Raw genomic sequence first — 23,573 nt, forward strand, 5'->3', positions numbered from 1 at the left:
AATAAGCATAAAATTATCATAAAACCGAAAAAAATGCACAACCCTGCACACTAGTCACCTTCTCGCATTCTCTGCTATTTTCCCATATAGTGCCTTTGTCCTTAGTGGACAACCGGAATCAGGTATTTTGTAATTCAGGTAGCGTCAGATTGAACATACTTCCATTAGTTAATGCTCTCATTAAACAAGCGCAGCAAACAAATCACCGCCGCTTACTTATTCTTAGCGGTGAGCAAGCCTGGGCTCATCGTGCCATTGTGCCTATGATTGAGCCTGAAGCTTTATTTATTGGCGCCCCTGTTCCAACTATCTCGCTACCGGCATCTACTCGCTATTATCAAGTAAAACAAGCTCATTTATTACTGGGACAACAGTGCTCACAGCTGATTATTGATGCCTACTCAGGTTTATCTGCAGACGCACTCGGTGCCCTCAGTGGGACATTAATTGGCGGGGGAATACTCATTCTTATTTGTCCACCACTTGATACCTGGCCTAGTTATCAAGATCCTGATTACCTAAGGTTTATATCCGCACAATCGCCGCCACCAAAAAAGAGCTTATTTTTGGCACGGTTGGTTGCATTATTACGACAAGATCCCAGTGCAACTATCGTCGAACAAGGTCAGCCGCTACCTAGTATTGAGCACCTGTCAAACACTGAGTCAGTAACATTTCACATACCGCAATATCAGGCACCATATAAAAACCAAGAGCAAGCCGATGCCGTGGCATCGATCCATAAAGTAAGTGCCGGCAGAGCCAACCGCCCTTTAATACTAACCGCCGATCGTGGCCGCGGAAAGTCAGCAGCGCTTGGTATTGCCGCTGCGCAATTACTCGCGCAAGAGCAACAAATTGAGATAGCATTAACGGCCCCCTCACCTCAGGCCGTACAAAGTGTCTTTGAACTTGCTCAAGCCAACTTGCCCGCAGCAGAAAGGGTTGGCAACAATTTAAACTACCAAGGAAATACCCTTACATTCTTTGCTCCCGACCAACTGATTTTAGAACAGCCAAAAGCAACATTATTGCTCATTGATGAAGCCGCTGCCCTACCCATTCCTTTACTGCAACAGCTTAACCAAAATTACAAACGGGTGGTATTTTGTTCAACTTTGCATGGTTATGAGGGCTCAGGACGAGGCTTCAGTCTTAAATTTATCCCCTATTTACAACGCGTTTCAAACGGGTATAAACAAACTCATCTCAAATCACCGATTCGTTGGGCTGAGGACGATCCAGTCGAGGCATTGATTTTTAATGCTTTATTACTCGATGCGCAGCTACCATCATTGAGCTTAACCCAACAAGATGAAGAGCTGGTTGTTCGTCAGGTTATGCCACAAGAGCTAAGTAACAACGAAGCATTGCTGCGCGCTATTTTTTCGTTATTAGTATGCGCTCATTATCAGACTAAGCCGTCAGATTTAAGAGCGTTGCTGGATAACCCAGGTATTCAGATAATGGCACTGCAGCAAGGGCAAGGAATTATCGGCGCCGCCATTATTTGTAGTGAAGGTCAATTATCAGAGTCATTAAGCCAAGATGTTTATCACGGACAAAGGCGCATTCAAGGTCATTTAATTCCCCAATCGCTGCTATTTCATGGTGGACAGCAAGCCGCAGGCGCTAAGCATTATGCCCGTATTATGCGCATTGCTATTCACCCTAGCCTACAACAGCAGGGCTTAGGTAGCTACCTAGTTAAACAACTCAGTAAATGGGCTAGCGGACAAGGATATGATTTTCTCGGCTCTAGCTTTGGCTTAACCCTCGAACTCGGTCAATTCTGGCAGCGCTTAGGCTTTCAGATCGCTCATTTAGGTTTAACGCAAGATAGCGCTAGCGGTTGTTATAGCGCATTAATGTTAATGCCATTAACCGCCGAGCAGGCCCCTTGGCTATTCCAGTGCCAAGAGCGCCTATTTAATCAACTTGGCGATCATTTTTGCGGACCATTAAAACACCTCCCCCCCGAGCTGGCATGTTTTATTATAAATAGCCATCACACACCCGCCCCAACTGACTTAATCCAAGATATTCAGACCTATGTGCAGTATCACCGTCCGCTAGCATTTATCTTACCCAATATCAAAAAGTGGTTAATCAAGCACGGGCGTACTGAAGATGTTTCACCTTCAGAGCAAGCCCTCTTAGCTCGGCTTATTTTGCAACAACAAGATTGGGCTAACAGTATCAAAGGCTCGTCGTATAGCGGCAAAAAAGAAGCAGAAGCAGGTCTTAAAGCATGCTTACAACGATACCTTGAATAGGCTCAACTTAACCTTAGTTTTGCTCAGGTCTATTACGAGTAGATACAGATAAAGCTTTTTTTACTTATCAATAGCTCGGGTTATGGACTACAAGAGGCTAACACCACTAGCCATCCATTTCTTCTGCATCATCGGATCCAACATCACCGCCCTCAATTTCAGGCTCCTCATCTAACCCCTCTATCGCGCGCTCTTGAGTTTCCTCCTGATGTTGTATTTCTGCTGCTTTTTTCTCTACTTTTTCCGGCGTAGTATTAATCGCTAAGTGAAACACAGCAAAACCAGGATAAACAAACTGATTAATTGCTTTGCCTATTACCGTGCTGTTTGATTGAGCCCGCACACGAAATGCAGCATTGGTTACTGGATCCGTTACCGTGCCGAGAATATCGCCTTTTTTAATTTTTGCACCAAGGGAAACATTGCTAACAAAAATACCACTGTGATCAGAGCGCAACCAAAACGATTCAACATAAATAGGTTGCACGCTTCCACCACGATAAGGCTCTGGCAGCATATCCATACTGCGCATCAGACGCTTAATAGCAGCCACTCCAACCGATACACTGTCTAAATCAAGACTCATCGGTGCTCCTAGTTCCATGGTAACCGCTGGAATGCCATGCTCCATCGCTGCACCTCGTAAGGTACCGGTACTGGCTTTACTTTGCACTATGGTAATGTCGCCAAAACCTCGACTAAATTCAGCCAATGGCGGATGGCTTAAGTCAGCCCGTATTTGTGGCAAGTTGGTGCGATAAAAAGACCCAGTATGAAGATCCACTAAGGCATCACAATGGGTGATAATCTGGCTAAAAAAAGAATAGGCAATACGTGACGCCGACGCGCCTTCGGTTGAACCAGGAAAGTAACGGTTTAAGTCACGACGATCTTTAAGGTAACGAGATGAATTATGAAAACCATCTAAGTTCACTATGGGTACACCAATCACCGTGCCTTTGAGTTTGTTAGTGTCTAATGGGTGTACAACTTGACGAGTGATTTCAATACCATTTAATTCATCACCATGGACCGCTGCAGTTAAGCACAAGGTCGGCCCCGGCTGCGCACCACTTGCCACCAATACAGGGGTGCCTAAATCAATCCCAGTAAATGATTGCTCGCTCGACCATGACAAAGTACGAAAACTATTGGGCTTAACAGTGGTTCCTAGCAAGGTCAAATTAGATTTAATGGCTTCGACATGAGCCGCAGGTGCTTCAATTTTAACCGACTCATCCTTTTTAACGGGAACCTTAGGTGGGTTATCAACTATCTCTGTAGCCCATGCAGAAAAAGGGAGAAGTAAAAGAGTTAAATATTTTTTCATCTTTACGCCTTATTTATCAAAAAAGGACTGAAAAATCAGTCCTTAGTCGTTACGGTCCTTGCAGAATTTCTATTGACTCAATTAATCCATTAAATGCTCTAAACCATAAACGAGTTGCTCTCGGGTCATAACTTGCTTACAAGCCAAACAGATACCAGGCATGAATGATTCACGATGTTGAGAGTTATGCTCAATTTTAAGGGTTTCACTTAAGCCGCCAAAAAATACCGTTTGCTGCGCAACCACACCCGGTAAGCGAATAGAGTGTAATGGCACGTCGTGTAAGTTAGCGCCGCGAGCTCCTTCAATTAACTCTTTATCCGAGGTTGGCAGCGGTGCTTTCGTACGTGCTGCAGCAATTAGCTCGACCGTGCGAACGCCAGTACCCGATGGGCTTTCTTCTTTTTGCGGGCTGTGCGCTTCAATGACTTCAACATCGGGTAAATATTTCGCCGCTTCCGCAGCAAACTTCATCATCAGTACCGCACCAACCGAAAAGTTAGGTGCAATCAGGCCGCCGAGTTTTTTCTCTACAGAAAGAGCAACTAATTCATCAACTTGATACTGCTGAAAACCGCTGGTGCCAATAACAGGACGAGCGCCGGCATTTAATATGGTTTGAGTATTGTTAAATCCTGCTGACGCTGCCGTCAGATCAACCACCACTTCAGCTTGGCATTGCACAATTTTTGCCGCTAAATCATCACCAAAGTCAGCTTCTCCAACTAAAGTTAACTCTGGATCGTTATTAATCGCTTTAACCGCTTCGCTGCCCATACGGCCTTTAGCACCGTTTACTAATACTTTAACCACACTACTCTCCTCAACTGCTGTATTTGCTTCACTGCATCTTTCATTTTGCTCAGGTTAATAATCTTAAGCTAACTTGTCTATAACGCTTATCCCCCACGGCGCTCAAATATTGTTATCACGTTAAGTTAATGTCGCCATTAGTATCAAAGTCTTCATTAGCTATTTTTTCTTCGGCTAATTCTTCTAAGTCAAAACGTAACTGCTCGAATAAAGCTAATACACTGGCGGATGATGAATCCGCTAGCTCACCGTGCTGCGTCAAAAAATTCAGGCTTACATGACATTGAATAAGCTGCCCGCCATTTAACGCGGGGAACACGACCATGCCTTTCGCTTGGTGCCATTGCTGTTGATCTGGAAATTGAATACTTTGGTTCATCTCAATTCACCTGCTAAAGCGCTAAGTTACGACGCAACTCAGCCATCACTTGCTTGCTGCCAGGGCGAATACCGCGCCATACCGCAAAGCTTTCTGCCGCCTGACCCACCAACATGCCTAAACCATCAAGTGTTAAACGTGAACCGGCCGCTTTCGCCCATGCTAAAAACACAGTATCACCCGCGCCATACATCATGTCATAAACCGCTGTTTCAGGACGCACAAGGCTAGACTCAATCGGCGGTAAATCGCCCGATAAGCTCGCTGACGTGGAGTTAATGATTAAATCAAAGTCGCCACTTAAACTAGAAAATTCTGCGGCGCTAATATTGCCTTTCTCGGCAAAGATGTCAGCTAAGGTTTGCGCCTTACTAAAAGTGCGATTAGCAATGATTAACTCGGCGGGTTGCTCATCTAATAAAGGACCACATACGCCACGCGCTGCGCCGCCAGCCCCTAACAGTAAAATACGCGCACCTTGGATATTAACATGAAAGTTCTTTAAATCTTGAACCAAGCCAGCCCCGTCGGTGTTATCACCAATGACGAGGTTATCGTCGGTTAGTTTTAACGTATTGACCGCACCTGCTAACTGAGCACGAGGGGTGAGAATATCCGCCGCAGCAAACGCTTGCTCCTTGAACGGCACCGTCACATTACAACCTTTGCCACCGGCGGCAAAGAAACGCTTTAACTCACCCGCAAAGTCATCTAAAGGTGCCGCGATGGCTTGATAACTGATATCCTCATGTGTCTGACGAGCAAACAAAGTGTGAATAAAAGGTGACTTACTGTGACCGATGGGATTACCAAATACTGCGTACTTATCCATGTTCTACCTTTTTGGTCGTTAATTCGAGATTCGATAGCTTGATGCTGATGAGCCGATAATCGATAAATCTGGTGCGGCTAAACCGCTACTGCCGTTATTATTCCATTTACAGCAAAATGTTAACAATGAATTTGATAAAAAAACTGTTTCCAAAAAAAGTCGAAACAACACCTATTGAACCATTAACTGCCTATCAATTACTCGGCGGAGAAGCAGGAGTGCGCGCACTGGCCAATGATTTTTATGACATTATGGAATCAGCACCAGAAGCAGCGGACTTATATGCTATCCACCCATTACCTTTAGATGCCATTAGACAAAAGTTCTTTGAATTTTTATCGGGCTGGACCGGCGGACCACCGTTGTTTGAAGAAAAATATGGCCATCCACGCTTAAGAGCGCGCCACTTACCCTTTAAAGTCGACTGCAAGATGCGTGATCAATGGATGTTTTGTATGAACAAGGCGCTTGATCGCCAAGTCGGTAATGTTGAAGTACGAGAGCAAATGCGCGCCTCGTTAGATCAGCTCGCTAGCCATATGCGTAATCAATAATATTCAGCTAGGTAGGTTAATTTAAGGACGCGTTAGAGACTGCGACGTGTTTTGCTGCGATTTAGCGAAAAAACACGCCGTGTTCGATATTTGTTAGCAACTGTTACAACCAATCTCGTGGCACTAAATATTGCGTCAGCTTGGCCTCTAAACTATCAGGTTCAACCTGTAGATTGTATTCCCAGCGGGCTAACGGGGGCATCGACATTAAAATCGATTCCGTGCGACCACCACTTTGTAAACCAAACAAGGTGCCGCGATCCCAAACCAAGTTAAATTCTACATAGCGGCCACGGCGATATAATTGAAACTGGCGTTGCTGCTCGGTAAATGGCGTATTTTTACGACGCGCCATGATCGGCAAATAAGCATCACAATAGCCATTGCCCACCGCTTGCATAAACGCAAAGCAATCTTCAAATGGCCACTTATTCAAATCATCAAAAAACAAACCACCCACACCTCGGGTTTCGTTGCGGTGTTTTAAGAAGAAATATTCGTCACACCACTTTTTATAATCGCCATATACTTGCTCACCAAAGGGTTGGCATAAATCATGGGCCACTTGATGCCAATGTTGGCAATCTTCATCCACGGGATAAAATGGCGTGAGGTCAAAACCACCACCAAACCACCACACCGGATCTTCACCGTCTTTTTCGGCAATAAAAAAACGTACATTGGCATGTGAGGTAGGCACGTGAGGGTTGTTAGGGTGGATCACTAAAGACACCCCCATCGCTTCAAAACGTCGACCTGCTAATTCAGGCCGATGAGCAGTTGCAGAGGCCGGCATTTTATCGCCAGAGATATGGGAAAAATTAACCCCACCTTGCTCAATAACAGCGCCATTTCGTAACACGCGGGTGCGACCGCCGCCGCCTTCTTCACGTTGCCATTTATCTTCAATAAACACACCCGAGCCATCGGCTTGCATTAATGATTCACAAATTTGATCTTGTAGCTTAAGTAAGTAGGCTTTTACTTGGGCTTTATCTGGCAATGCCATTTACAACTGTCCTTCTTTTTCAATACGGCGTCGAGGTTTTAATCAATATTTTTTCTAACGGCAAACTCGCAACGCACTCTTTCATTATGGCGGGTTAAAGGGTTTCGCTTTTATACTTACATGATTTTTGAGGACACACTAAACGCAGTCCAGCAGCGGTTTTTTTCTCAGTCAAGATGCCCCAGCCACAATCTGGACAAGGCTGCGCCACAGGTTTTTCATTCACCGCATACTTACACTTAGGGTAGCTGTCGCAAGCATAAAATAGCTTACCAAAGCGAGATTTTCGCTGCACTAAACGACCGGATTTGCAATTGGGGCAAGTGATATCGGTTTTATCCGCATGGGCTAATGATTCAATGTGATGGCAGTCAGGAAAAGCAGTACAGCCAATGAACATGCCATAGCGCCCTTGCTTGATGGCTAATTCACTATGACACTCAGGGCAATCACTGCCAACAAGCACTTTCGTAATATCGCCATGATGGTGCAAAGCTCGCTTATAATCACACTGCGGATAATTACTACACCCAAGGAAAGGTCCATGTTTACTGTTTTTCATCTGCAGTAAGTTGCCGCATTCAGGGCAAGCTTCTTTTTCTAGAGCATGTTCATGTGCAGAAAATAACGAGTGATCGATTTTGGACACTTAAGCCTCATTAGTGAATAAAAAACATGCAGATTCTAACAAACTAAGATTAACTCTGGCAGTCAATTTTTTGAGATAGTGCAATTAGATCCTAGCGGAGGAGAGCAAGCTGGGACGGGTAAGGGAAAGGCTGACCTTTCCTCTACACCCGGAAGTTAATTAATGTAAAGGACCTTCATTAACATCGAACAACAAGTCTTCCATTTGTTGATAAGCGTTTTCACTGCCAGGCACATTAAATAGCACCATCAGTACAACCCACTTAAGATCTTCAAGATCAAATTCGTTGTTATCTAACTCCATCACTCTATCAATAACCATCTCTCTGGTTACAGAATTTAGGAGTTTTATCTGTTCCAAATATAATAAGAATCCTCGGCATTGAGTATCAAGGCGAGTCATCTCTTCCTGAGTGTAAATACGAATTGAGTTTTGTACATCACGACAAAGATATGGATTTTCGTCATTGTTTTGCAAGTCAGCTAATTTTTCTAGCCAATCCAATGCCTTGTATATCTCTTCTTGATGAAAACCCGCACGGGTTAATTCTTCGGTAAGTTCCTCCTGATCCACTAATAATTCAGCATCACTGTGTATATATGTTTCAAAAAGGTACATGAGGATGTCGAACATAATTAATCCCTCCTCAGTCTGACATATCCTTCGGGCACTTGTGCAATCCAACCCTCGAGTTCCAATTCCAGCAGTTGACTTTGTACTTGTTGCACAGGCTCTCCGCTACGTTCCACCACCAAGTCAATCGAGGTGGCTTCAAAACCTACACTATCCAACAATCTTGGAAATGGCAACGTATTTCCCGTGTTTTTCTCCTCTAGTAAAGCCAGCTGAACTGGCGGTGGGCTTACTATTAATTGTAGCTCATCTATTATATCGGCCAGCTCAGTGACAAGTTTAGCGCCTTGTTTAATTAGCCAATGACAGCCGCAGGCTTGAACATTATCCACCGATCCAGGTAGCGCAAATACCTCTCTGTTTTGCTCTAGCGCATACTTTGCGGTGATCAACGAACCACTTTTAATCGATGCTTCAATCACTAACGTGCCAAGAGACAAACCAGAGATAATTCGGTTACGTCGTGGAAAGTTTTTTGCAAGAGGGGGAGTCTTGGGTAAAAACTCTGATAACAATAACCCCTGCTCTTTAATCTTTTGGGCTAAGCCAAGGTTGCGTTTTGGATAAATGTTACCCAGCCCAGAGCCTAATACAGCAATAGTTTCACCACTGCCCTGCAATGCCCCTTGATGGGCACAAGTGTCCACCCCTAACGCTAAGCCACTAGTAATAACTAATCCTACCTGACTTAATTGCTGTGCGAACTCGGTCGCCTTATCTCGGCCATAATAAGTTGCATTACGACTGCCGATAACCGCTATTTGAGGTTGCGCCAATAAAGCCAAATTACCTTGGGCAAACAACACTAAAGGCGGGCTAGCAATTTCTCTCAAAATAGCTGGGTATGTTTCATCACCATAACAAATAATGGCGCACTTGTTCTCGCTTGCCCAAGCAATGGTTGCATCAATAGCACGCCAATCAGGATGGAGAATACTGTTAACTTGAATAGGATTTAAATTGAAAGGCTGGAGCGCTAAGATACTGAGTTGAAAAAGTTGCTCAATACCACAGTGAGCAACTATTTTGAGGGCTTTGGCATTACCCAGCCCTGGCGTGGCTTGAAGTGCCAACCAGAGCCGAGTGTAAGCAGGATTAGAAGTCGACTCCTTCAATATCAAAGTGCTGACCAACTAATTCTCTACCACGAACAATAATCGCAAGACTCGATTTTTCATATACTTTAAACACCATCATCATGCCAATAGTCTCTTCTGGTAGTGTTAAACTGTCGTCACCAGAGAGAAATATTTTTTCAAAAGTATTTGCATCTTCTTTATAAACAACCTTTTCACCGCGCTCAACTATCTGCGCTCCAGGGCGCTTAATACTAAAGATAGCACCTGGTTCAATTTGTTCACGGCGACCTTGATTAATCACCACAATATCGCCACGACTAAGTGCTGTTCTTTCAGATAACGAATCAACAATGTAACCACGCATATCTTTCGGTGTAGAGCTTGGGATAAAAAATGCCGGCAGCACATCGTATTCAGGAATCGGCAGTATAATGTCACCCAACTTGGCTTCAGTATCGCTCTTCGTTACTAACATCGGCGTAACACGCTCGGTAGTAGTCACATCTTTAGACTGACTAACTTGAGCCGATGCAATATAACTTAATTTAGAACCTAATACTTCTTTGGTAGTTTTATCTGTGTAAGTTGCACCGACACGATATATACCGTAGTGAACATTGGCATCATACTGCCCTTCTCCGTAAAAAATATCGCCTTTCATGATACGGGTACTTTTACTGTTTTGCCCCATCACTCGCGGCGCATCTTTCAGCAAGCTCTCATCGATAATGTGATCTTTAGTTAAGAAAGGTTCAATAATGTTCAGTGGAATGGTCGGCACCGCCGAACGTTTTTCATCAATACGCGGTTTAGGCGACATTTTTTTAAGACGTTTACGCCCCAGTTGAGGCTGACCATCCACCCAAGTTAGGTATAATTTATCGCCAGGATAGATTAAATGTGGATTTTTAACCTGAGGGTTGGTTTGCCACAATCTTGGCCACAGCCATGGCGAATCTAAGAAATAGGCTGAAATGTCCCACAGGGTATCGCCTTTTTTGACGATATAGCTATCGGGATGACCTTCCTTTAATTTTAAAGTATCGGCCGTGACGGAAAACGACAGCAAAGCCCCAAATAAGACTGCCGCAGCTTGTTTAAATTTCATAACTCTCCCTGTGTAGGCATTTAGTCTGTCAATTCGTCGAAGAAGTGTCTAGAATTGAAACAATCCATATAATCACATTTATAGTTGTATCAAGATAATAACATGGCTTTGCTCGAAGTATTACATTTTCCAGACGAACGTCTAAGAACAGTTGCGAAACCTGTTGCACAGGTCACACCTCAAATAAAACAAATTGTTGAGGATATGTTTGACACTATGTACGAGGAGGAAGGCATCGGCCTTGCCGCAACCCAAGTTAATATACATCAACGCATTGTAGTGATTGATGTGTCAGAAGAACGCAATGAACGCTTAGTGCTAATCAATCCTGAAATCATCGAAACATCAGGGATTGAGACTATGGAAGAAGGTTGCCTTTCGGTGCCAGACACCCGCGCAGATGTTCAACGAGCGGATCACATCAAAGTTCGCGCTTTAAATGTTGATGGTGAAACCATCGAATTTGAAGCAGATGAACTACTGGCTGTTTGTATTCAGCATGAAATAGATCACCTCAATGGCAAATTGTTTATTGATTACTTGTCGCCACTAAAGCGTCAACGCATCAGAAGCAAAATCGAAAAAGCGATGCGCCGAGGCTAATCAACCTTGCTGTCACTATGATATTCACTGTCGCCGCCCCGTCAGCTAGCTGAAAGGTTGCGGTGCAGTTTGACCTGCCAATTTACTAAGATGGAAATGCCTTGAAATCACTTAATATTGTTTTTGCCGGCACCCCTGATTTTGCCGCACGCCATTTAGCCGCCTTGATCCAAGCAGATTGCAATATTGTTGGTGTTTACACGCAACCGGATAGACCCGCGGGGCGCGGAAAAAAACTCACTCCCAGCGCCGTCAAAAGCCTCGCTGTTGAACACAATCTACCTGTGTTTCAACCTGAAAACTTTAAGTCTGAAGAAGCGAAAGCGGAGCTAGCGTCCCTCAATGCTGATTTAATGATAGTGGTTGCTTATGGCTTACTTCTGCCATTAGCGGTACTAAACACCCCAAAAATGGGCTGTATTAATGTACATGGCTCGCTACTACCTCGCTGGCGCGGCGCGGCGCCGATTCAACGTGCCATTTGGGCTGGCGATGCCACTACCGGCGTAACCATTATGCAGATGGACGAAGGCTTAGACACAGGCGCTATGCTTAGTAAGAGCGAGTTACCCATCCTTGCCGGCGATACTAGCGCAAGTATGTATGACAAGCTCGCAGAGTTAGGACCGAATGCATTACTAGATACTGTTGCAGCGATTGCTAATCAAACAGCACAAGCGCAGCCGCAAGACGATGCTTTAGCTAACTACGCGAAGAAACTGTCCAAAGAAGAAGCATTAATCAACTGGCAAGACAGCGCTGAATTTATAGAGCGTTGCGTGCGAGCGTTTAATCCTTGGCCATGTTCGTATTTTCAGCTTGACGGCCAAAATATTAAAGTTTGGCAAGCCACTGTTATCAAGCAAAACGCTAATGTTGCCGCAGGTACGATTATTTCTGCTGATAAACATGGCATACAAGTCGCCACGGGTGACGGTATTTTGAACTTACAACAGATACAGATTCCAGGGAAAAAAGCCATGGCGGTACAAGACGTATTAAATGCAAAACAAGACTGGTTCACAGTGGGGCGTCAACTTGGCTAATCAAAATGTCAGAGCGGCAGCAGCTCAAGTATTAAACAATGTAGTAGAGCGTGGGGAATCACTGAGTAATGCTCTACCTCTAGCGCAGCAAAATGTTGCGGCAAGAGATAAAGCTTTGTTACAAGAGCTTTGCTACGGCGTATTACGCTGGCTTCCCCGATTAGATTTTTTCTGCAAAAGTCTGATGGACAAGCCGTTAACCGGTAAAAAGCGGCCATTGCATTACTTAGTTCTAGTGGGAATTTATCAACTGCTTTATACCCGAATTCCCGCTCATGCCGCAGTCGCCGACACAGTCAACGGGGTAAAAGAGCTCAAAGCTCCAGCCCTTAAAGGTTTAATAAACGCAGTATTACGCAATTTTCAGCGTCAAGAAGAAAGCTTAATAGCACAAGTAGAAAATAACATTACACTAACTTACTGCTACCCAAGCTGGATTGTAAAACGCTTACAGGCTAATTACCCAAGTAATTATCAAGCCATTCTTGAAGCGGGTAATGAGCGTGCACCAATGTGGCTAAGGGTTAACCGTCGTCATTACTCACCCGAGCAATACCAAACTTTATTAGCAGAAAGCGACATTACCAGTAAAACCTCGACTATCTCAAGCCAAGCGCTGCGCTTAGATAAACCCGTTGATGTCAGCAAACTCACTGGTTTTGACCAAGGTGCGAGCTCGGTACAAGACGCTGCCGCGCAAATGGCCGCCTTGTTACTTGATGCTCAGCCGGGTGAGCGGATCTTAGATGCCTGTGCCGCACCAGGCGGCAAGACGGCGCACATTTTAGAAAATCAGCCCGATCTGCAAGCCATGACAGCAATCGACTTTGATCAAAAACGCCTACTGCGCGTACAAGATAATTTGGATCGCATCGGGTTAAATGCAAGCTTGATCCATGGTGATGCCAGCCTGCCGGAGACTTGGTGGGATGAACAGCTATTCGATCGTATTTTACTTGACGCTCCGTGTAGTGCAACGGGGGTGATAAGGCGTCATCCTGATATTAAGTGGTTACGGCGTGATTCGGACATTGCCGAGCTAGTGCAGCTACAAAAAGCCATATTAAAAGCCAACTGGGCACTACTTAAATCAGGTGGAACCTTGCTTTATGCCACTTGCTCAATTTTAGCCGATGAAAACACACAACAAATCAAAGGCTTTTTAGCCGAAAATAAAGACGCTATACTGCTACCCATCAATCCTGACGACACCCCAGAAAATCCGGGTTGGCAGATTTTGCCGGGGCAAGAACACATGGATGGGTTTTATTATGCTAAGTTGCGTAAAGCCTAGATTGCTTAAAGCTTAGTTATTCGTTGAACCGGCCCGATGGGCCGTTTAAAGGGTCAGTAATGAAGATTATTATTCTCGGTGCCGGTCAAGTAGGTGGAACACTAGCTGAAAACTTAGTTGGCGAAAACAATGACATTACCATCGTTGACCAAAATGAAGAAAACCTGAGAGATTTACAAGATAAATTTGATCTTCGCGTAGTGCAAGGCCATGCCGCTCACCCTCATGTGTTACGAGAAGCAGGTGCAGAAGATGCCGATATGTTAGTCGCGGTGACCAACAGCGACGAAACCAATATGGTTGCCTGTCAGATTGCTTATACCCTATTTAATACCCCAAACAAAATCGCTCGGATCCGCTCAGCCGCGCTCCTACGCGAAAAAGATCGCTTATTTAATAATGAAAACGTTCCCATCGATCACTTAATCGCGCCCGAGCAATTAGTCACAGACTATATTAAACGCTTAATTGACTATCCAGGCGCACTGCAAGTGGTGGACTTTGCCGAAGGAAAAGTTGGTTTGGTGGGTCTAAAAGCCTATTATGGCGGGCCTTTAGTGGGTAATGCGCTGGCTGCTCTTAAACAACACATGCCCAACATCGAAACCCGCGTAGCGGCGATCTTTCGTCAAGGTAACGCCATTCGCCCGCAAGGCACCACTATTATCGAGGCGGACGATGAAGTGTTTTTTGTTGCGGCAAGTGCCCATATTCGAGCCGTAATGAGTGAGCTGCAAAAACTAGAGCGCCCTTATTTGCGCATTATGATTGTTGGCGGCGGTAATATCGGTGCGGGCTTAGCGAAAGCTCTCGAAAAAAGCTATAGCGTTAAGCTGATTGAGCGAAACCATAAACGTGCCGAACGCTTATCTGAATTATTGGATAACACCATCGTATTTTGTGGTGATGCCTCCGATCATGAATTATTAACAGAAGAGCACATAGACCAAACCGACGTATTTATTGCCGTGACCAACGATGATGAAGCCAATATTATGTCGGCCATGCTCGCCAAACAGCTTGGCGCGAAAAAAGTGATGGTATTAATCCAGCGTGGCGCCTATGTTGACTTAGTTCAAGGTGGCCCAATTGATATTGCCATATCGCCGCAACAAGCCACCATCTCAGCTCTACTCACCCATGTTCGAAAAGCTGACTTAGCCAACGTTTATTCATTACGCCGCGGCGCAGCAGAAGCGATTGAGGCTATCGCCCATGGTGATAAAATCACCTCGAAAGTGGTGGGTCGAAAACTCAGTGAACTCAAACTGCCACCTGGGACAACCATTGGCGCGATAGTACGCGGTGACGAAGTGTTGATTGCCCATGACAACACCGAGATAGAGCAAGATGATCACGTGGTGATGTTTTTAGTGAATAAGAAATTTATTCCTGAGGTGGAACGCCTATTCCAGCCTAGTCCATTCTTCCTCTAAGCCAATAAAGAGCTAGCAAGATGCTAAACTATAAGCCGCTTTTTTTTATCACTGGATTGATATTATCTAAGCTTGCCTTGTTTATGTATATCCCTATGCTGCTGGCGTTATTTACCGCAGGCATCGGCACGCAAGAATTTTTCCTCTCCATAGTGTTAGGCCATACCGCCTCATTCTTACTGCTTCATTTCGGCCGCGTACAACACTTTCGTTTAGGTGTACGGGAAATGTTTTTGCTCACCACCTTAGTGTGGGTGGTAGGTAGCGCATTTGCTGCACTGCCCTTTATGCTGATTGAACACATAAGCTATACCGATGCCTATTTTGAAACCATGTCTGGGATCACAACCACTGGCAGTACTGTTCTTAGTGGTCTAGATACCATGCCTCATAGCGTACTAATCTGGCGCTCAATTCTACAATGGCTTGGCGGTATTGGATTTATTGTAATGGGCGTGGCAATTTTGCCCTTTTTAAACGTGGGGGGGATGCGTTTATTCCAAACCGAGTCGTCCGAATGGTCCGATAAAAGCACCCCCAAAACGCAGCAACTGGCATGGCAAATATTACAGGTTTATCTCGTACTCACTATTTGTTGTTACTTCGGTTACCTTGCCTCTGGTATGACCCAGTTTGAAGCAATTAATCACGCGATGACCACCCTCTCCACTGGCGGTTACTCCACATCTGACAGCTCTATGTCACATTTCAGTCCTGCTGCACACTGGAATGCCAGCTTATTTATGTTCTTGGGCGGCTTACCTTTTTTATTGCTCATCCATGCCTTTAAAAAACGCAGTACCAAGCACATTTATCGCGATGCTCAAATACTTGGCTTTGTTAAGCTAGTGCTCGTTAGCACCGTATTAATTACGTTATTTCTGTGGTGGCATAACACATTCACATTTGCAGACGCGGTGCGAATTAGTTTATTTAACGTTATCTCAGTGATCACGACCACTGGCTTTGGTTTGTCAGATTTCAGCGCCTGGGGGAACTTTTCTACACTTATCTTTTTCTTCTTGATGTTTGCCGGTGCTTGCTCTGGTTCAACTTCTGGTGGCATTAAAATATTCCGCTTCCAAATTGCCGCCACACTACTAAAAAAACAAACTCAACAGCTACTACATCCACGCGGCGTATTCCCACAAAACTATAATAAACGCCGCGTTAATGACGCTATTATTCGCTCGTTAGTCGCATTCATCCTATCCTATTTCATCACTATCTTGGTCACGGCCGCAATATTGGCCGCTTTTGGCTCTGACGTTGTCGTCTCTTTAACGGGGGCTATCACTGCTGTGTCTAATGTTGGCCCAGGCTTAGGTGAACTGATTGGACCATCAGGCAACTTCGCTAGTTTACCTGATGGCTCAAAGTGGGCACTTAGTGTCGCTATGTTGATGGGAAGGCTCGAGATTTTGACGGTTACCGTATTATTTTTTCCCGCATTTTGGCGAGGCTAGTATGAGCAATAACATCACTTTTCCCCCTTTAATTGGACACCGGGGAGTGAAAGAGCTAGCGCCAGAAAACACCTTCGCTGGGTTTGAACGCGCTGCTGAGTTGGGTTTAACTTGGATTGAAATTGACACAACGCTATGCGGATCAGGTGAATGTGTCATCATGCACGATGACACATTGGACCGATGTAGCAACGGCAATGGCGCCTTAACAGACTTCAATTTTAAGCAATTACAACAGTTAGACGTTGGCAACTGGTTTGCAGCTAGTTTTCAAGGAGAGCAGCTGCCAAGCCTGAGCCAAGCGCTGATTTACATTGATCGCTTAGGTTTAAATCTAAACCTGGAAATCAAAACCTATCAACAATCTCCCAAACACATGGCTCAAGCGGTTTGCCACGCATTAAGCCAAGTGGAATTTAGCCACAGCCTAGTCATTAGTAGCTTTTGTCATGACACCTTGGCAGAACTAAAGGCACTGCGCCCTGATGTGGCTATAGGCGTATTATTTGAAGACGTTCCCTCGGGCTGGCTTGGCATTATGCAACGCCTTAATGCCGTGAGTTTACATTGTGATAGCGATTTAATTAACGAGGTACAAGCAAAGGCGATCACTGCAGCAGGCTACCCGTTGCTGTGCTACACAGTAAATAACAAAAAACAAGCGCAGCGATTATGGCAAATGGGCGCCACAAGTATTTTCACCGACAATCCGCTTATTTTTAGTCAATAACACCAAGCTGCTAACTAAGCTTAGTTAGAGTCGTAGCCATGATCGACATTGCTTACTTTGCTATAGAAAACAAAACATCATTAAACGGCAAGCCACGCCCTAGATGTAATAATATGACATGAAAAAAGGCTTATTAGGCCAAACTATGTTATAAGTTCAGTGAAGTAATATGCTGTACTAGCTTAAAAAAGATAATAAATAATGAAACAAATATTAATAATTGGCTCTCTTATCGTCCTATTTAATCCTGTAAGTTTGCTTTATGGGCAGTGCTTTCTAGTCTCGCAACTACTGGGGGGGACAAAATCTCCTATCGACATAGTACGCACACCAGCACCCGAGCTACCACTGCAAGCTAAACTAGAAGCATTACAATCACTAGAGCGTGAATAAGCGGCTACACTTTGGTTCCGTTTGTGCCGCCCTTAAGCATAACTAGCCTCAGTTTTACTTAAGCCAATTACGAGCGGATACCGTATATTTTACCGCAAAGCTTAGAGGGATATATTTACCGCGTTTTTGCAGAAAAATGTACTGTTTTGCTCATCAAGCACCTGGGTTAACTACGTCAAAACCGGCTTATTCAGACACCTTAAATAATGGCGTTCTTGCTGCCATTACACCTTCCTCCCCCGCCTCAGCAAGTAACTGAGAAGGTAGCGATTTATTAACTTCAGCGCCTAGACTCTTTAACTGCTCCGCTTGTTGCACGACATTTCCTCGCCCTTGAGAAAAACGCTTAAACGAACGCTGATAAGAAACTTGCGCCTTATCAATAGATGCCCCAACTTCAAGTAAATCTTCACTGAATAGCCTAAGTTTTTCATATAGCTTACCGGCTTTTTGCGCAATGAGCTGAGAGTTGTCCTCTTGCCTTTGGTAACGCCAAAGGTTCTCTATGGTGCGCAGCGCGATCATTAGATTAGCCGGACTGGCGAGCAAAATATTATTGTCTAATGCCGTTTTAACTAAACTCGGGTCTTCTTGCACAGCCAGTAAAAAAGCGGGTTCAACGGCAATAAATAACAGCACATAATCTAATGTCCTGACCCCTTTAAGCTTATGATAATCCTTTTGCCCAAGCCCCTTGATATGTGACCGTACCGATTGTACATGTTCGCTCAATGCCTGCTTCTTAGCTATTTCTGAATCGGCATTAAAAAAGCGTTCATAAGCCGTTAAGGAGACTTTCGAGTCCACGACTATATCTTTACCTTTTGGCAAATGGACAATGACATCAGGTTGATAGCGACGCCCATATTCATTTTTTAAACTTTGTTGCACATGGTACTCATGGCCTTCTCGCAAACCTGAGTCTTCTAAAATACGTTGTAAGATAACTTCGCCCCAGTTACCTTGCTGTTTGTTGTCCCCTTTTAATGCCTGCGTTAAGTTGGCAGCTTCTTCGACCATGCGCTGGTTAAGGTTAGCCAATTTCTCCACTTCAACTTTTAGGCTAAAGCGTTCTTTGGCTTCGTTATTGTAGGTTTCGGTTACTTGAGATTTAAAACCAGCCAATTGCTGCTGTAAAGGGTTAAGCAACAGCTCCAAGCTGTCTCTATTTAATGATTTAAACTTCGCCGTTTCTTCGGCATAAATACGCTGCGATAAACGTTCAAATTGCTCGGTTAACTTTTGCTCCGATAACGCTTGTTGAGCAAGCCGCTCTTCACCTCGCTGGCGCTCGTTATGTAACTGCACCTGCGCCTCACGATAACGTGTTGTCAGCTTGGTAATATGTTCTTGTTGTAAATCATTTTTAACTTGCAGCTCTTTAAGAGCTAATTGCAACTCTGATTTATCGTTACCGATATCTTCTAAACGTTGCGCCAAAAGAGCGTTTTCAGTACTTAGTTGGGTACAAGCCTGTTGATGGCGCTGATTTAACACTATGACCACAATAAAACCGATTAACCCTGAGATAACCAGCGTGAGCAACGGGTAAAAAATATGTGACTCTAAAACCATTATCGTCTCCGGCTTAATAAGCGCAGCACTTTGGGGTTAAGCCACCACCAAACGAGGATCAGTACAAAATACAACGCAAATATAATCATCTTGTGAATATTTGTCCCTGCATCCAGCTGAACAAAACTTAAGCCCGTCCCTTTTAAATAGCCCCAAACTAATAATGGAAATGCAGCCAGAATAAGTAACTTCCAAATGACCCTTAACACGGGTAAACGATATTCAATGTCCATAAAGCTCCCACCAAGAGTAGACAGATTTTGATATAGCAACCCCGGCTATGTAGATATAAATTCCAGTCGCACCAGCTGCAGCCAGTAAACAAGCCGCTCTGGAACTGGTCACTTTTAAGCAATAGCTCGCAACGCCGATGTATGCCAGTAAAGCCGCTAGCTTTACCTGCAACCATGGTAACTGCCAAGGCCATGAAGTAAGTAAATAGCACATCCATATCCCAGCCACCAATAGTAAGGAATCGTTAACATGAGGAAGGACCCTTAGCCACTTAGACTGCAACCATTTACGGTGAGTCAGCCGCAATATCACGCGCAGCCAAAACAGTAACAGACTAAAAACGGCTAAAAATTGATGCCATTGTTTAACATATACATAATCCATGATTGCTAACTTAACACTCCAGCTAGGCGAAGCCTGCGACACTCCATCCACGTTTCCCCATTTGATTTATTGCCGTGATTTAACTGGAAAATATATTTTATCCAATGTTTTTGTGGCCATGCTCAGGTAGAATACACACGTCCGGTTGCTATAGGAAATTCTCAAGGAAGAATTATGTTTAAGGTATTGTTCGTTTACCCACTTGTCGCCTTTATTTTACTGTGGATTTGCAGTGATACAAAAATCGGTGCATCTCTATACAAGTTTGAAGATAACTATGTAGAAATCCATTTTCCACGTCAGGAATGGTCAGAAGAATATCTTTTAGAATTCGTTTGGAACGCCCAAGAAATTCACGAAGATGTAAAACAAATCAATAAGTAGCCCTCTATATAGAACGTAAATAAGATGAAAAGCTTTGTCGTTTTGTGTCTATTTTTATTTACGCTTATGCCTGCAGGGTTTTACTTTGCTAATGCACTTCACCTATTGCTCAATATCGGACCTTGGATAGCCGCCGCCTCTATTGCTTTATGGCTTTTTTATGACCTTTATTCAGGGTCTAAACAATAAAGTTATCTATTTCCATTTATCTGCATCAGTTACCAACTATCTGAGTAGCTTTACTTTCTGTCGCATTGGCATAGTCAGCCAAATCATTTGCTATATATTAATCTTAGTTTTTTTGAAAACTGTCTAAAACAAACTTTGTGCGCCTACACACTCTTAATTACGAAGCTCCCTGCATGCGTTGAGTGACTTAATAGGCATATGCCATCACTAGTTAAGGCCCATACTAGTGATGGCTTTTTTTTAAGATAGTTTTACGAAATAACATCATGATAACAAATCATCAGTAAGCATTGATTCAGGGCAACTTAAGCTATGTCACAATTTTCTCATACATCTGCTGCCAGCTTAAAGCTACTGTTGCAAAGAACAGGGCTTGCCATGCTTATATTCTCATTGATTGGACTCTCTGGTTCTATTTTTAACGTTATCTCAACTCCTATTTGGACCAGTTTGCTAATTTCCAATGCCGTGGGACTAATAGTCATTATTCCGTTGTTTTGGTTACCATCACGTAAAGGGAACGGTTTGCGGATCAGTCGAATAGCACTTCCTTGGTTACTCTGTTTACCTTTTGGCATCATCATAGGATTTTGGGTCCATCATCTCGCCTATAGCGACGGTCTAAACATTGCTATCTTTGCTAGCATCAAAGTCTTCATCGCCGCCACACTATTTAGCTTGGTCATAGCTTGGTATTTTTATGCCAGAGAGTCTTCATTTAAAATTAAAGAGCAACTGAAACAAGCCCAGTTAGATAAGTCACAACATGAAAAAGAACTGATCCTCAGTCAGCTTCAGCTACTACAAAGCCAAGTAGAGCCGCACTTTTTGTTTAATACCTTGGCCAATTTGCAAGCAGTGATCCCATCCGATCCCGATAAAGCCCTCGAACTACTTAATTTGCTCACAAAATTACTCAGACAAAGTCTCACTGGGTCACGAAAAAAATTAGTTAGCCTCAAAGATGAGCTTAACTTTATCAGTGCTTATCTATCTATTCATAAAATTCGCCTAGGCGAACGGTTAGACTACCATATCGCGGTTAATCCAAAACTGGATGACGAGTTGCTCATTCCACCGCTACTACTACAGCCTTGGATCGAAAATGCTATTATTTACGGCATTGAACCCGCCTTAGAAGGCGGTACAATTGATATAGAAATAACAGGTCTGTGTGAAAACAATCAGCTCCACAAGTTGAAAGTAATTATTAGCGATAATGGCGCAGCAGGTCGATGTGAGCGTTTATCTGGGCTGAGTATCCATAACACTAAACAACGACTATTAAGCCTATTCGATGGCAATAGTGCGTTACATTTTCAAGAGCTTTCGCAAGGTGGGTTTAAATTAGAAATGGAAATACCTTATGCACAATGAAATCACTGCATTAATTGTTGATGATGAGCCACTACTTCGTATTTACCTTGATAAACTACTTGGGGATAATTGGCCAGAGCTGAGCATTGTTGGCAGTGCTGGTGACGGCAACAAAGCCCTCGAAATGGTCGAAGAACTCAACCCTGATATTATTTTTCTCGATATTCGTATGCCGGGAATAGATGGCATCGAAGTCGCGCGCAGATTAAGCCAACAACCAAATTCACCTTTGATCGTGTTCACTACGGCTTATGATCAGTATGCTGTAGAAGCATTTGAGCATGAAGCGGTTGATTACCTACTCAAGCCCATCTCGGAAGATCGTCTGGTTCGTTCAATTGAAAAAGTCAAATTGCGCTTGCAGTCAAAGCAAAACGACCCCGAGCCTGAAAAAGAGAACCTTAACAAACTGATTGCAAAGTTAAGTAACCCAAACGGCAATTATCTTGAGTGGCTTAAGGCAAGTCGTAAAGATAATATTCACATCATCGCCATTGCCGATGTGCTTTGCTTCCATGCCGAGGACAAATACACTACTGCCATTACCCATGAAGGTGAGTTTGTCATTCGCACCCCAATCAAGGATTTAGCTCAACAGCTGGACCCGCAAAACTTCTGGCAAGTGCATCGCAGCAGTATCGTTAATGTATCGGCCATCAAGCATGTTAATAAAGATATTACAGGTAAGATGGTGGTACATCTAAACAACGTGAAGCGTCCTGTTGCTGTCAGTCGTAGCTTCCAAACCTTATTTAAACAAATGTGATTTGTTGCTCTAACGCACGCTACGCATTAATGGCTGCAATGACTCATGATTGCTGAAATGTTGGCTGAAGAAGTCTAAAAAGCTGGTGATCTTATTCGCCAGCTGGCGCCGACTTGAATAAACACCGTAAACTTTAATTGGCTCTAATGGATAATCAGCCAACACTCTGCGCAGTTCGCCAGATTGCAGTTCTTCATGGCAAACGGATTCTGTTAGCATTGCAATACCCACGCCCGCTTTTGTCATTTGCTTCAACACTGTATTACTGTTTACTCGCACTTTACGTTCAAACTGCACCATGGTTTTTTCTGCGCCAACGCCGATTGGCCAAATCGCCGATGAGCGTGGCGTTCCTAATAGCAGCCCTTGATGGCTGGCTAACTCTGTGGGTGTCGCAGGAGCGCCATGGGCTTTCAAATATTTGGCACTGGCCACTAACACTGGCTGCCGTTCAACTAATAACCGAGCAATTAAGTCAGACGCATCTAACGGACCATATTTGATAGCGATATCATAACCCTCACCAATTAGGCTTACTTCCGCATCAATAAACTGAATATCTAAATCAACTTTGGGGTATTTGCGCAAAAAGCCACTGCATAAGGTCGCAATGGCATCTTGATGAAACGACACCGGCAGTGCGATGCGCAACATGCCACTGATATCTTGATGAGTATTTTCTATCGTAGCTAAGGCTTCTTCCATCTCTTGGACAATATTGGCGCAATGCTGATAATAAAGCGCACCAACATGAGTAAGACTCAAACCGCGCGTGTTACGCTGCAACAACCGAACACCTAACGTTTCTTCTAATTGAGAAATTTTTCGGCTAATAGTCGACTTAGGTAATCCCGTTAAGCGCGACGCTTGAGAATACCCTTTTGCTTCAACTACCTTGGCAAAAATTGCCATACCATTCAGATCTGTCACACTTTTCCTTGCTGTTCCATATTTGGAACATGCTGTTTAATAGCAAACCATAGTAACACATTTAACTTTGATGTAGATTATGCCACCTATATACGTATATGAAA

At 44.0% G+C, this 23,573-nt stretch carries 25 protein-coding genes; 12 read left to right on the forward strand and 13 right to left on the reverse strand.

The window, feature by feature from the left end; genetic code table 11:
* Positions 1-149: 149 nt before the first annotated feature.
* Positions 150-2,276 carry a GNAT family N-acetyltransferase gene (locus tag K1M91_RS06340; RefSeq protein WP_232800711.1) on the forward strand — a complete coding sequence of 709 codons (2,127 nt, stop codon included), beginning with the start codon at positions 150-152 and terminating at the stop codon, positions 2,274-2,276.
* A gap of 106 nt (positions 2,277-2,382) precedes the next feature.
* Here the strand turns inward: K1M91_RS06340 and K1M91_RS06345 are convergent, their stop codons facing one another.
* The 4 genes from K1M91_RS06345 to aroE form a co-directional block, all read right to left on the reverse strand.
* Positions 2,383-3,606, reverse strand: coding sequence for a succinylglutamate desuccinylase/aspartoacylase family protein (locus K1M91_RS06345; protein WP_232800712.1), 1,224 nt, complete (start codon positions 3,604-3,606; stop codon positions 2,383-2,385).
* Positions 3,607-3,687: 81 nt separating this feature from the next.
* Positions 3,688-4,419, reverse strand: a complete 732-nt coding sequence (gene dapB, locus K1M91_RS06350) for a 4-hydroxy-tetrahydrodipicolinate reductase (protein WP_232800713.1) — start codon at positions 4,417-4,419, stop codon at positions 3,688-3,690.
* Between the two features lie 115 nt (positions 4,420-4,534).
* Positions 4,535-4,798 carry a DUF1488 domain-containing protein gene (locus K1M91_RS06355; protein WP_232800714.1) on the reverse strand — a complete coding sequence of 88 codons (264 nt, stop codon included), beginning with the start codon at positions 4,796-4,798 and terminating at the stop codon, positions 4,535-4,537.
* Between the two features lie 13 nt (positions 4,799-4,811).
* The gene (aroE, locus tag K1M91_RS06360) at positions 4,812-5,630 is read right to left on the reverse strand and encodes a shikimate dehydrogenase (protein WP_232800715.1); all 819 of its coding nucleotides are present in this window, start codon (positions 5,628-5,630) and stop codon (positions 4,812-4,814) included.
* A 125-nt stretch (positions 5,631-5,755) separates the two neighbouring features.
* On the opposite strand from aroE, the gene K1M91_RS06365 reads away from it, so the two are divergent.
* Positions 5,756-6,184: a group II truncated hemoglobin gene (locus K1M91_RS06365; RefSeq protein WP_232800716.1), complete on the forward strand. Its 429-nt coding sequence runs from the start codon at positions 5,756-5,758 to the stop codon at positions 6,182-6,184.
* Between the two features lie 103 nt (positions 6,185-6,287).
* Here K1M91_RS06365 and hemF read toward each other — a convergent pair whose 3' ends face one another.
* The 5 genes from hemF to K1M91_RS06390 all read right to left on the reverse strand — a co-directional run bounded on the left by hemF (position 6,288) and on the right by K1M91_RS06390 (position 10,662).
* Complete coding sequence (gene hemF / locus K1M91_RS06370) at positions 6,288-7,193, reverse strand: oxygen-dependent coproporphyrinogen oxidase (protein WP_232800717.1); 906 nt, start codon at positions 7,191-7,193, stop codon at positions 6,288-6,290.
* A 94-nt stretch (positions 7,194-7,287) separates the two neighbouring features.
* Complete coding sequence (locus tag K1M91_RS06375; protein WP_232800718.1) at positions 7,288-7,842, reverse strand: topoisomerase DNA-binding C4 zinc finger domain-containing protein; 555 nt, start codon at positions 7,840-7,842, stop codon at positions 7,288-7,290.
* 159 nt (positions 7,843-8,001) lie between these two features.
* Positions 8,002-8,475 (reverse strand): DUF494 family protein, encoded by a 474-nt coding sequence (locus K1M91_RS06380; RefSeq protein WP_232800720.1) that lies wholly within the window; start codon positions 8,473-8,475, stop codon positions 8,002-8,004.
* 2 nt (positions 8,476-8,477) lie between these two features.
* Positions 8,478-9,590 carry a DNA-processing protein DprA gene (dprA, locus tag K1M91_RS06385; protein WP_232800722.1) on the reverse strand — a complete coding sequence of 371 codons (1,113 nt, stop codon included), beginning with the start codon at positions 9,588-9,590 and terminating at the stop codon, positions 8,478-8,480.
* The gene (locus tag K1M91_RS06390; protein ID WP_232800724.1) at positions 9,571-10,662 is read right to left on the reverse strand and encodes a LysM domain-containing protein; all 1,092 of its coding nucleotides are present in this window, start codon (positions 10,660-10,662) and stop codon (positions 9,571-9,573) included. The genes dprA and K1M91_RS06390 overlap by 20 nt, the downstream gene beginning before the upstream one ends.
* A 102-nt stretch (positions 10,663-10,764) precedes the next feature.
* Between K1M91_RS06390 and def the strand changes: the two genes are divergently transcribed.
* The 7 genes from def to K1M91_RS06425 all read left to right on the forward strand — a co-directional run bounded on the left by def (position 10,765) and on the right by K1M91_RS06425 (position 17,630).
* Positions 10,765-11,265, forward strand: coding sequence for a peptide deformylase (gene def / locus K1M91_RS06395; protein WP_232800726.1), 501 nt, complete (start codon positions 10,765-10,767; stop codon positions 11,263-11,265).
* A gap of 101 nt (positions 11,266-11,366) precedes the next feature.
* Complete coding sequence (fmt, locus tag K1M91_RS06400; protein WP_232800728.1) at positions 11,367-12,311, forward strand: methionyl-tRNA formyltransferase; 945 nt, start codon at positions 11,367-11,369, stop codon at positions 12,309-12,311.
* Positions 12,268-13,605: a 16S rRNA (cytosine(967)-C(5))-methyltransferase RsmB gene (gene rsmB / locus K1M91_RS06405; protein ID WP_232800730.1), complete on the forward strand. Its 1,338-nt coding sequence runs from the start codon at positions 12,268-12,270 to the stop codon at positions 13,603-13,605. The genes fmt and rsmB overlap by 44 nt, the downstream gene beginning before the upstream one ends.
* A gap of 59 nt (positions 13,606-13,664) precedes the next feature.
* Entirely contained in the window at positions 13,665-15,041 is a 1,377-nt protein-coding gene (trkA, locus tag K1M91_RS06410; protein ID WP_232800732.1) for a Trk system potassium transporter TrkA, read from the forward strand.
* 20 nt (positions 15,042-15,061) lie between these two features.
* Entirely contained in the window at positions 15,062-16,507 is a 1,446-nt protein-coding gene (locus tag K1M91_RS06415) for a TrkH family potassium uptake protein (RefSeq protein ID WP_232800734.1), read from the forward strand.
* A 1-nt stretch (position 16,508) separates the two neighbouring features.
* Positions 16,509-17,237, forward strand: coding sequence for a glycerophosphodiester phosphodiesterase family protein (locus tag K1M91_RS06420; protein ID WP_232800736.1), 729 nt, complete (start codon positions 16,509-16,511; stop codon positions 17,235-17,237).
* Positions 17,238-17,438: 201 nt separating this feature from the next.
* Positions 17,439-17,630: a hypothetical protein gene (locus K1M91_RS06425; protein WP_232800737.1), complete on the forward strand. Its 192-nt coding sequence runs from the start codon at positions 17,439-17,441 to the stop codon at positions 17,628-17,630.
* Between the two features lie 186 nt (positions 17,631-17,816).
* On the opposite strand, the gene rmuC is transcribed toward K1M91_RS06425, so the two are convergent.
* From rmuC to K1M91_RS06440, 3 genes are read right to left on the reverse strand one after another with little or no spacing between them, the layout of a single operon-like run.
* Positions 17,817-19,205, reverse strand: coding sequence for a DNA recombination protein RmuC (gene rmuC, locus K1M91_RS06430; RefSeq protein ID WP_232800739.1), 1,389 nt, complete (start codon positions 19,203-19,205; stop codon positions 17,817-17,819).
* Positions 19,205-19,438, reverse strand: a complete 234-nt coding sequence (locus tag K1M91_RS06435) for a hypothetical protein (RefSeq protein WP_232800741.1) — start codon at positions 19,436-19,438, stop codon at positions 19,205-19,207. Before K1M91_RS06435 ends, rmuC begins: the two co-directional genes overlap by 1 nt.
* Positions 19,428-19,874 carry a SirB2 family protein gene (locus tag K1M91_RS06440; protein WP_232800743.1) on the reverse strand — a complete coding sequence of 149 codons (447 nt, stop codon included), beginning with the start codon at positions 19,872-19,874 and terminating at the stop codon, positions 19,428-19,430. Before K1M91_RS06440 ends, K1M91_RS06435 begins: the two co-directional genes overlap by 11 nt.
* Positions 19,875-19,997: 123 nt before the next feature.
* Between K1M91_RS06440 and K1M91_RS06445 the strand changes: the two genes are divergently transcribed.
* The 3 genes from K1M91_RS06445 (at position 19,998) to K1M91_RS06455 (ending at position 22,539) form a co-directional block, all read left to right on the forward strand.
* Positions 19,998-20,207 carry a hypothetical protein gene (locus K1M91_RS06445; RefSeq protein WP_232800745.1) on the forward strand — a complete coding sequence of 70 codons (210 nt, stop codon included), beginning with the start codon at positions 19,998-20,000 and terminating at the stop codon, positions 20,205-20,207.
* A 501-nt stretch (positions 20,208-20,708) separates the two neighbouring features.
* Positions 20,709-21,773 (forward strand): histidine kinase, encoded by a 1,065-nt coding sequence (locus K1M91_RS06450; RefSeq protein ID WP_232800747.1) that lies wholly within the window; start codon positions 20,709-20,711, stop codon positions 21,771-21,773.
* Positions 21,763-22,539, forward strand: coding sequence for a LytTR family DNA-binding domain-containing protein (locus K1M91_RS06455; protein WP_232800749.1), 777 nt, complete (start codon positions 21,763-21,765; stop codon positions 22,537-22,539). The genes K1M91_RS06450 and K1M91_RS06455 overlap by 11 nt, the downstream gene beginning before the upstream one ends.
* A gap of 9 nt (positions 22,540-22,548) precedes the next feature.
* Here K1M91_RS06455 and K1M91_RS06460 read toward each other — a convergent pair whose 3' ends face one another.
* Positions 22,549-23,469 carry a LysR family transcriptional regulator gene (locus K1M91_RS06460; RefSeq protein WP_232800751.1) on the reverse strand — a complete coding sequence of 307 codons (921 nt, stop codon included), beginning with the start codon at positions 23,467-23,469 and terminating at the stop codon, positions 22,549-22,551.
* Between the last annotated feature and the right edge of the window lie 104 nt (positions 23,470-23,573).

The sequence above is a fragment of the Motilimonas sp. E26 genome (assembly GCF_021278025.1).
Taxonomy (GTDB): domain Bacteria; phylum Pseudomonadota; class Gammaproteobacteria; order Enterobacterales; family CBDFNC01; genus Motilimonas.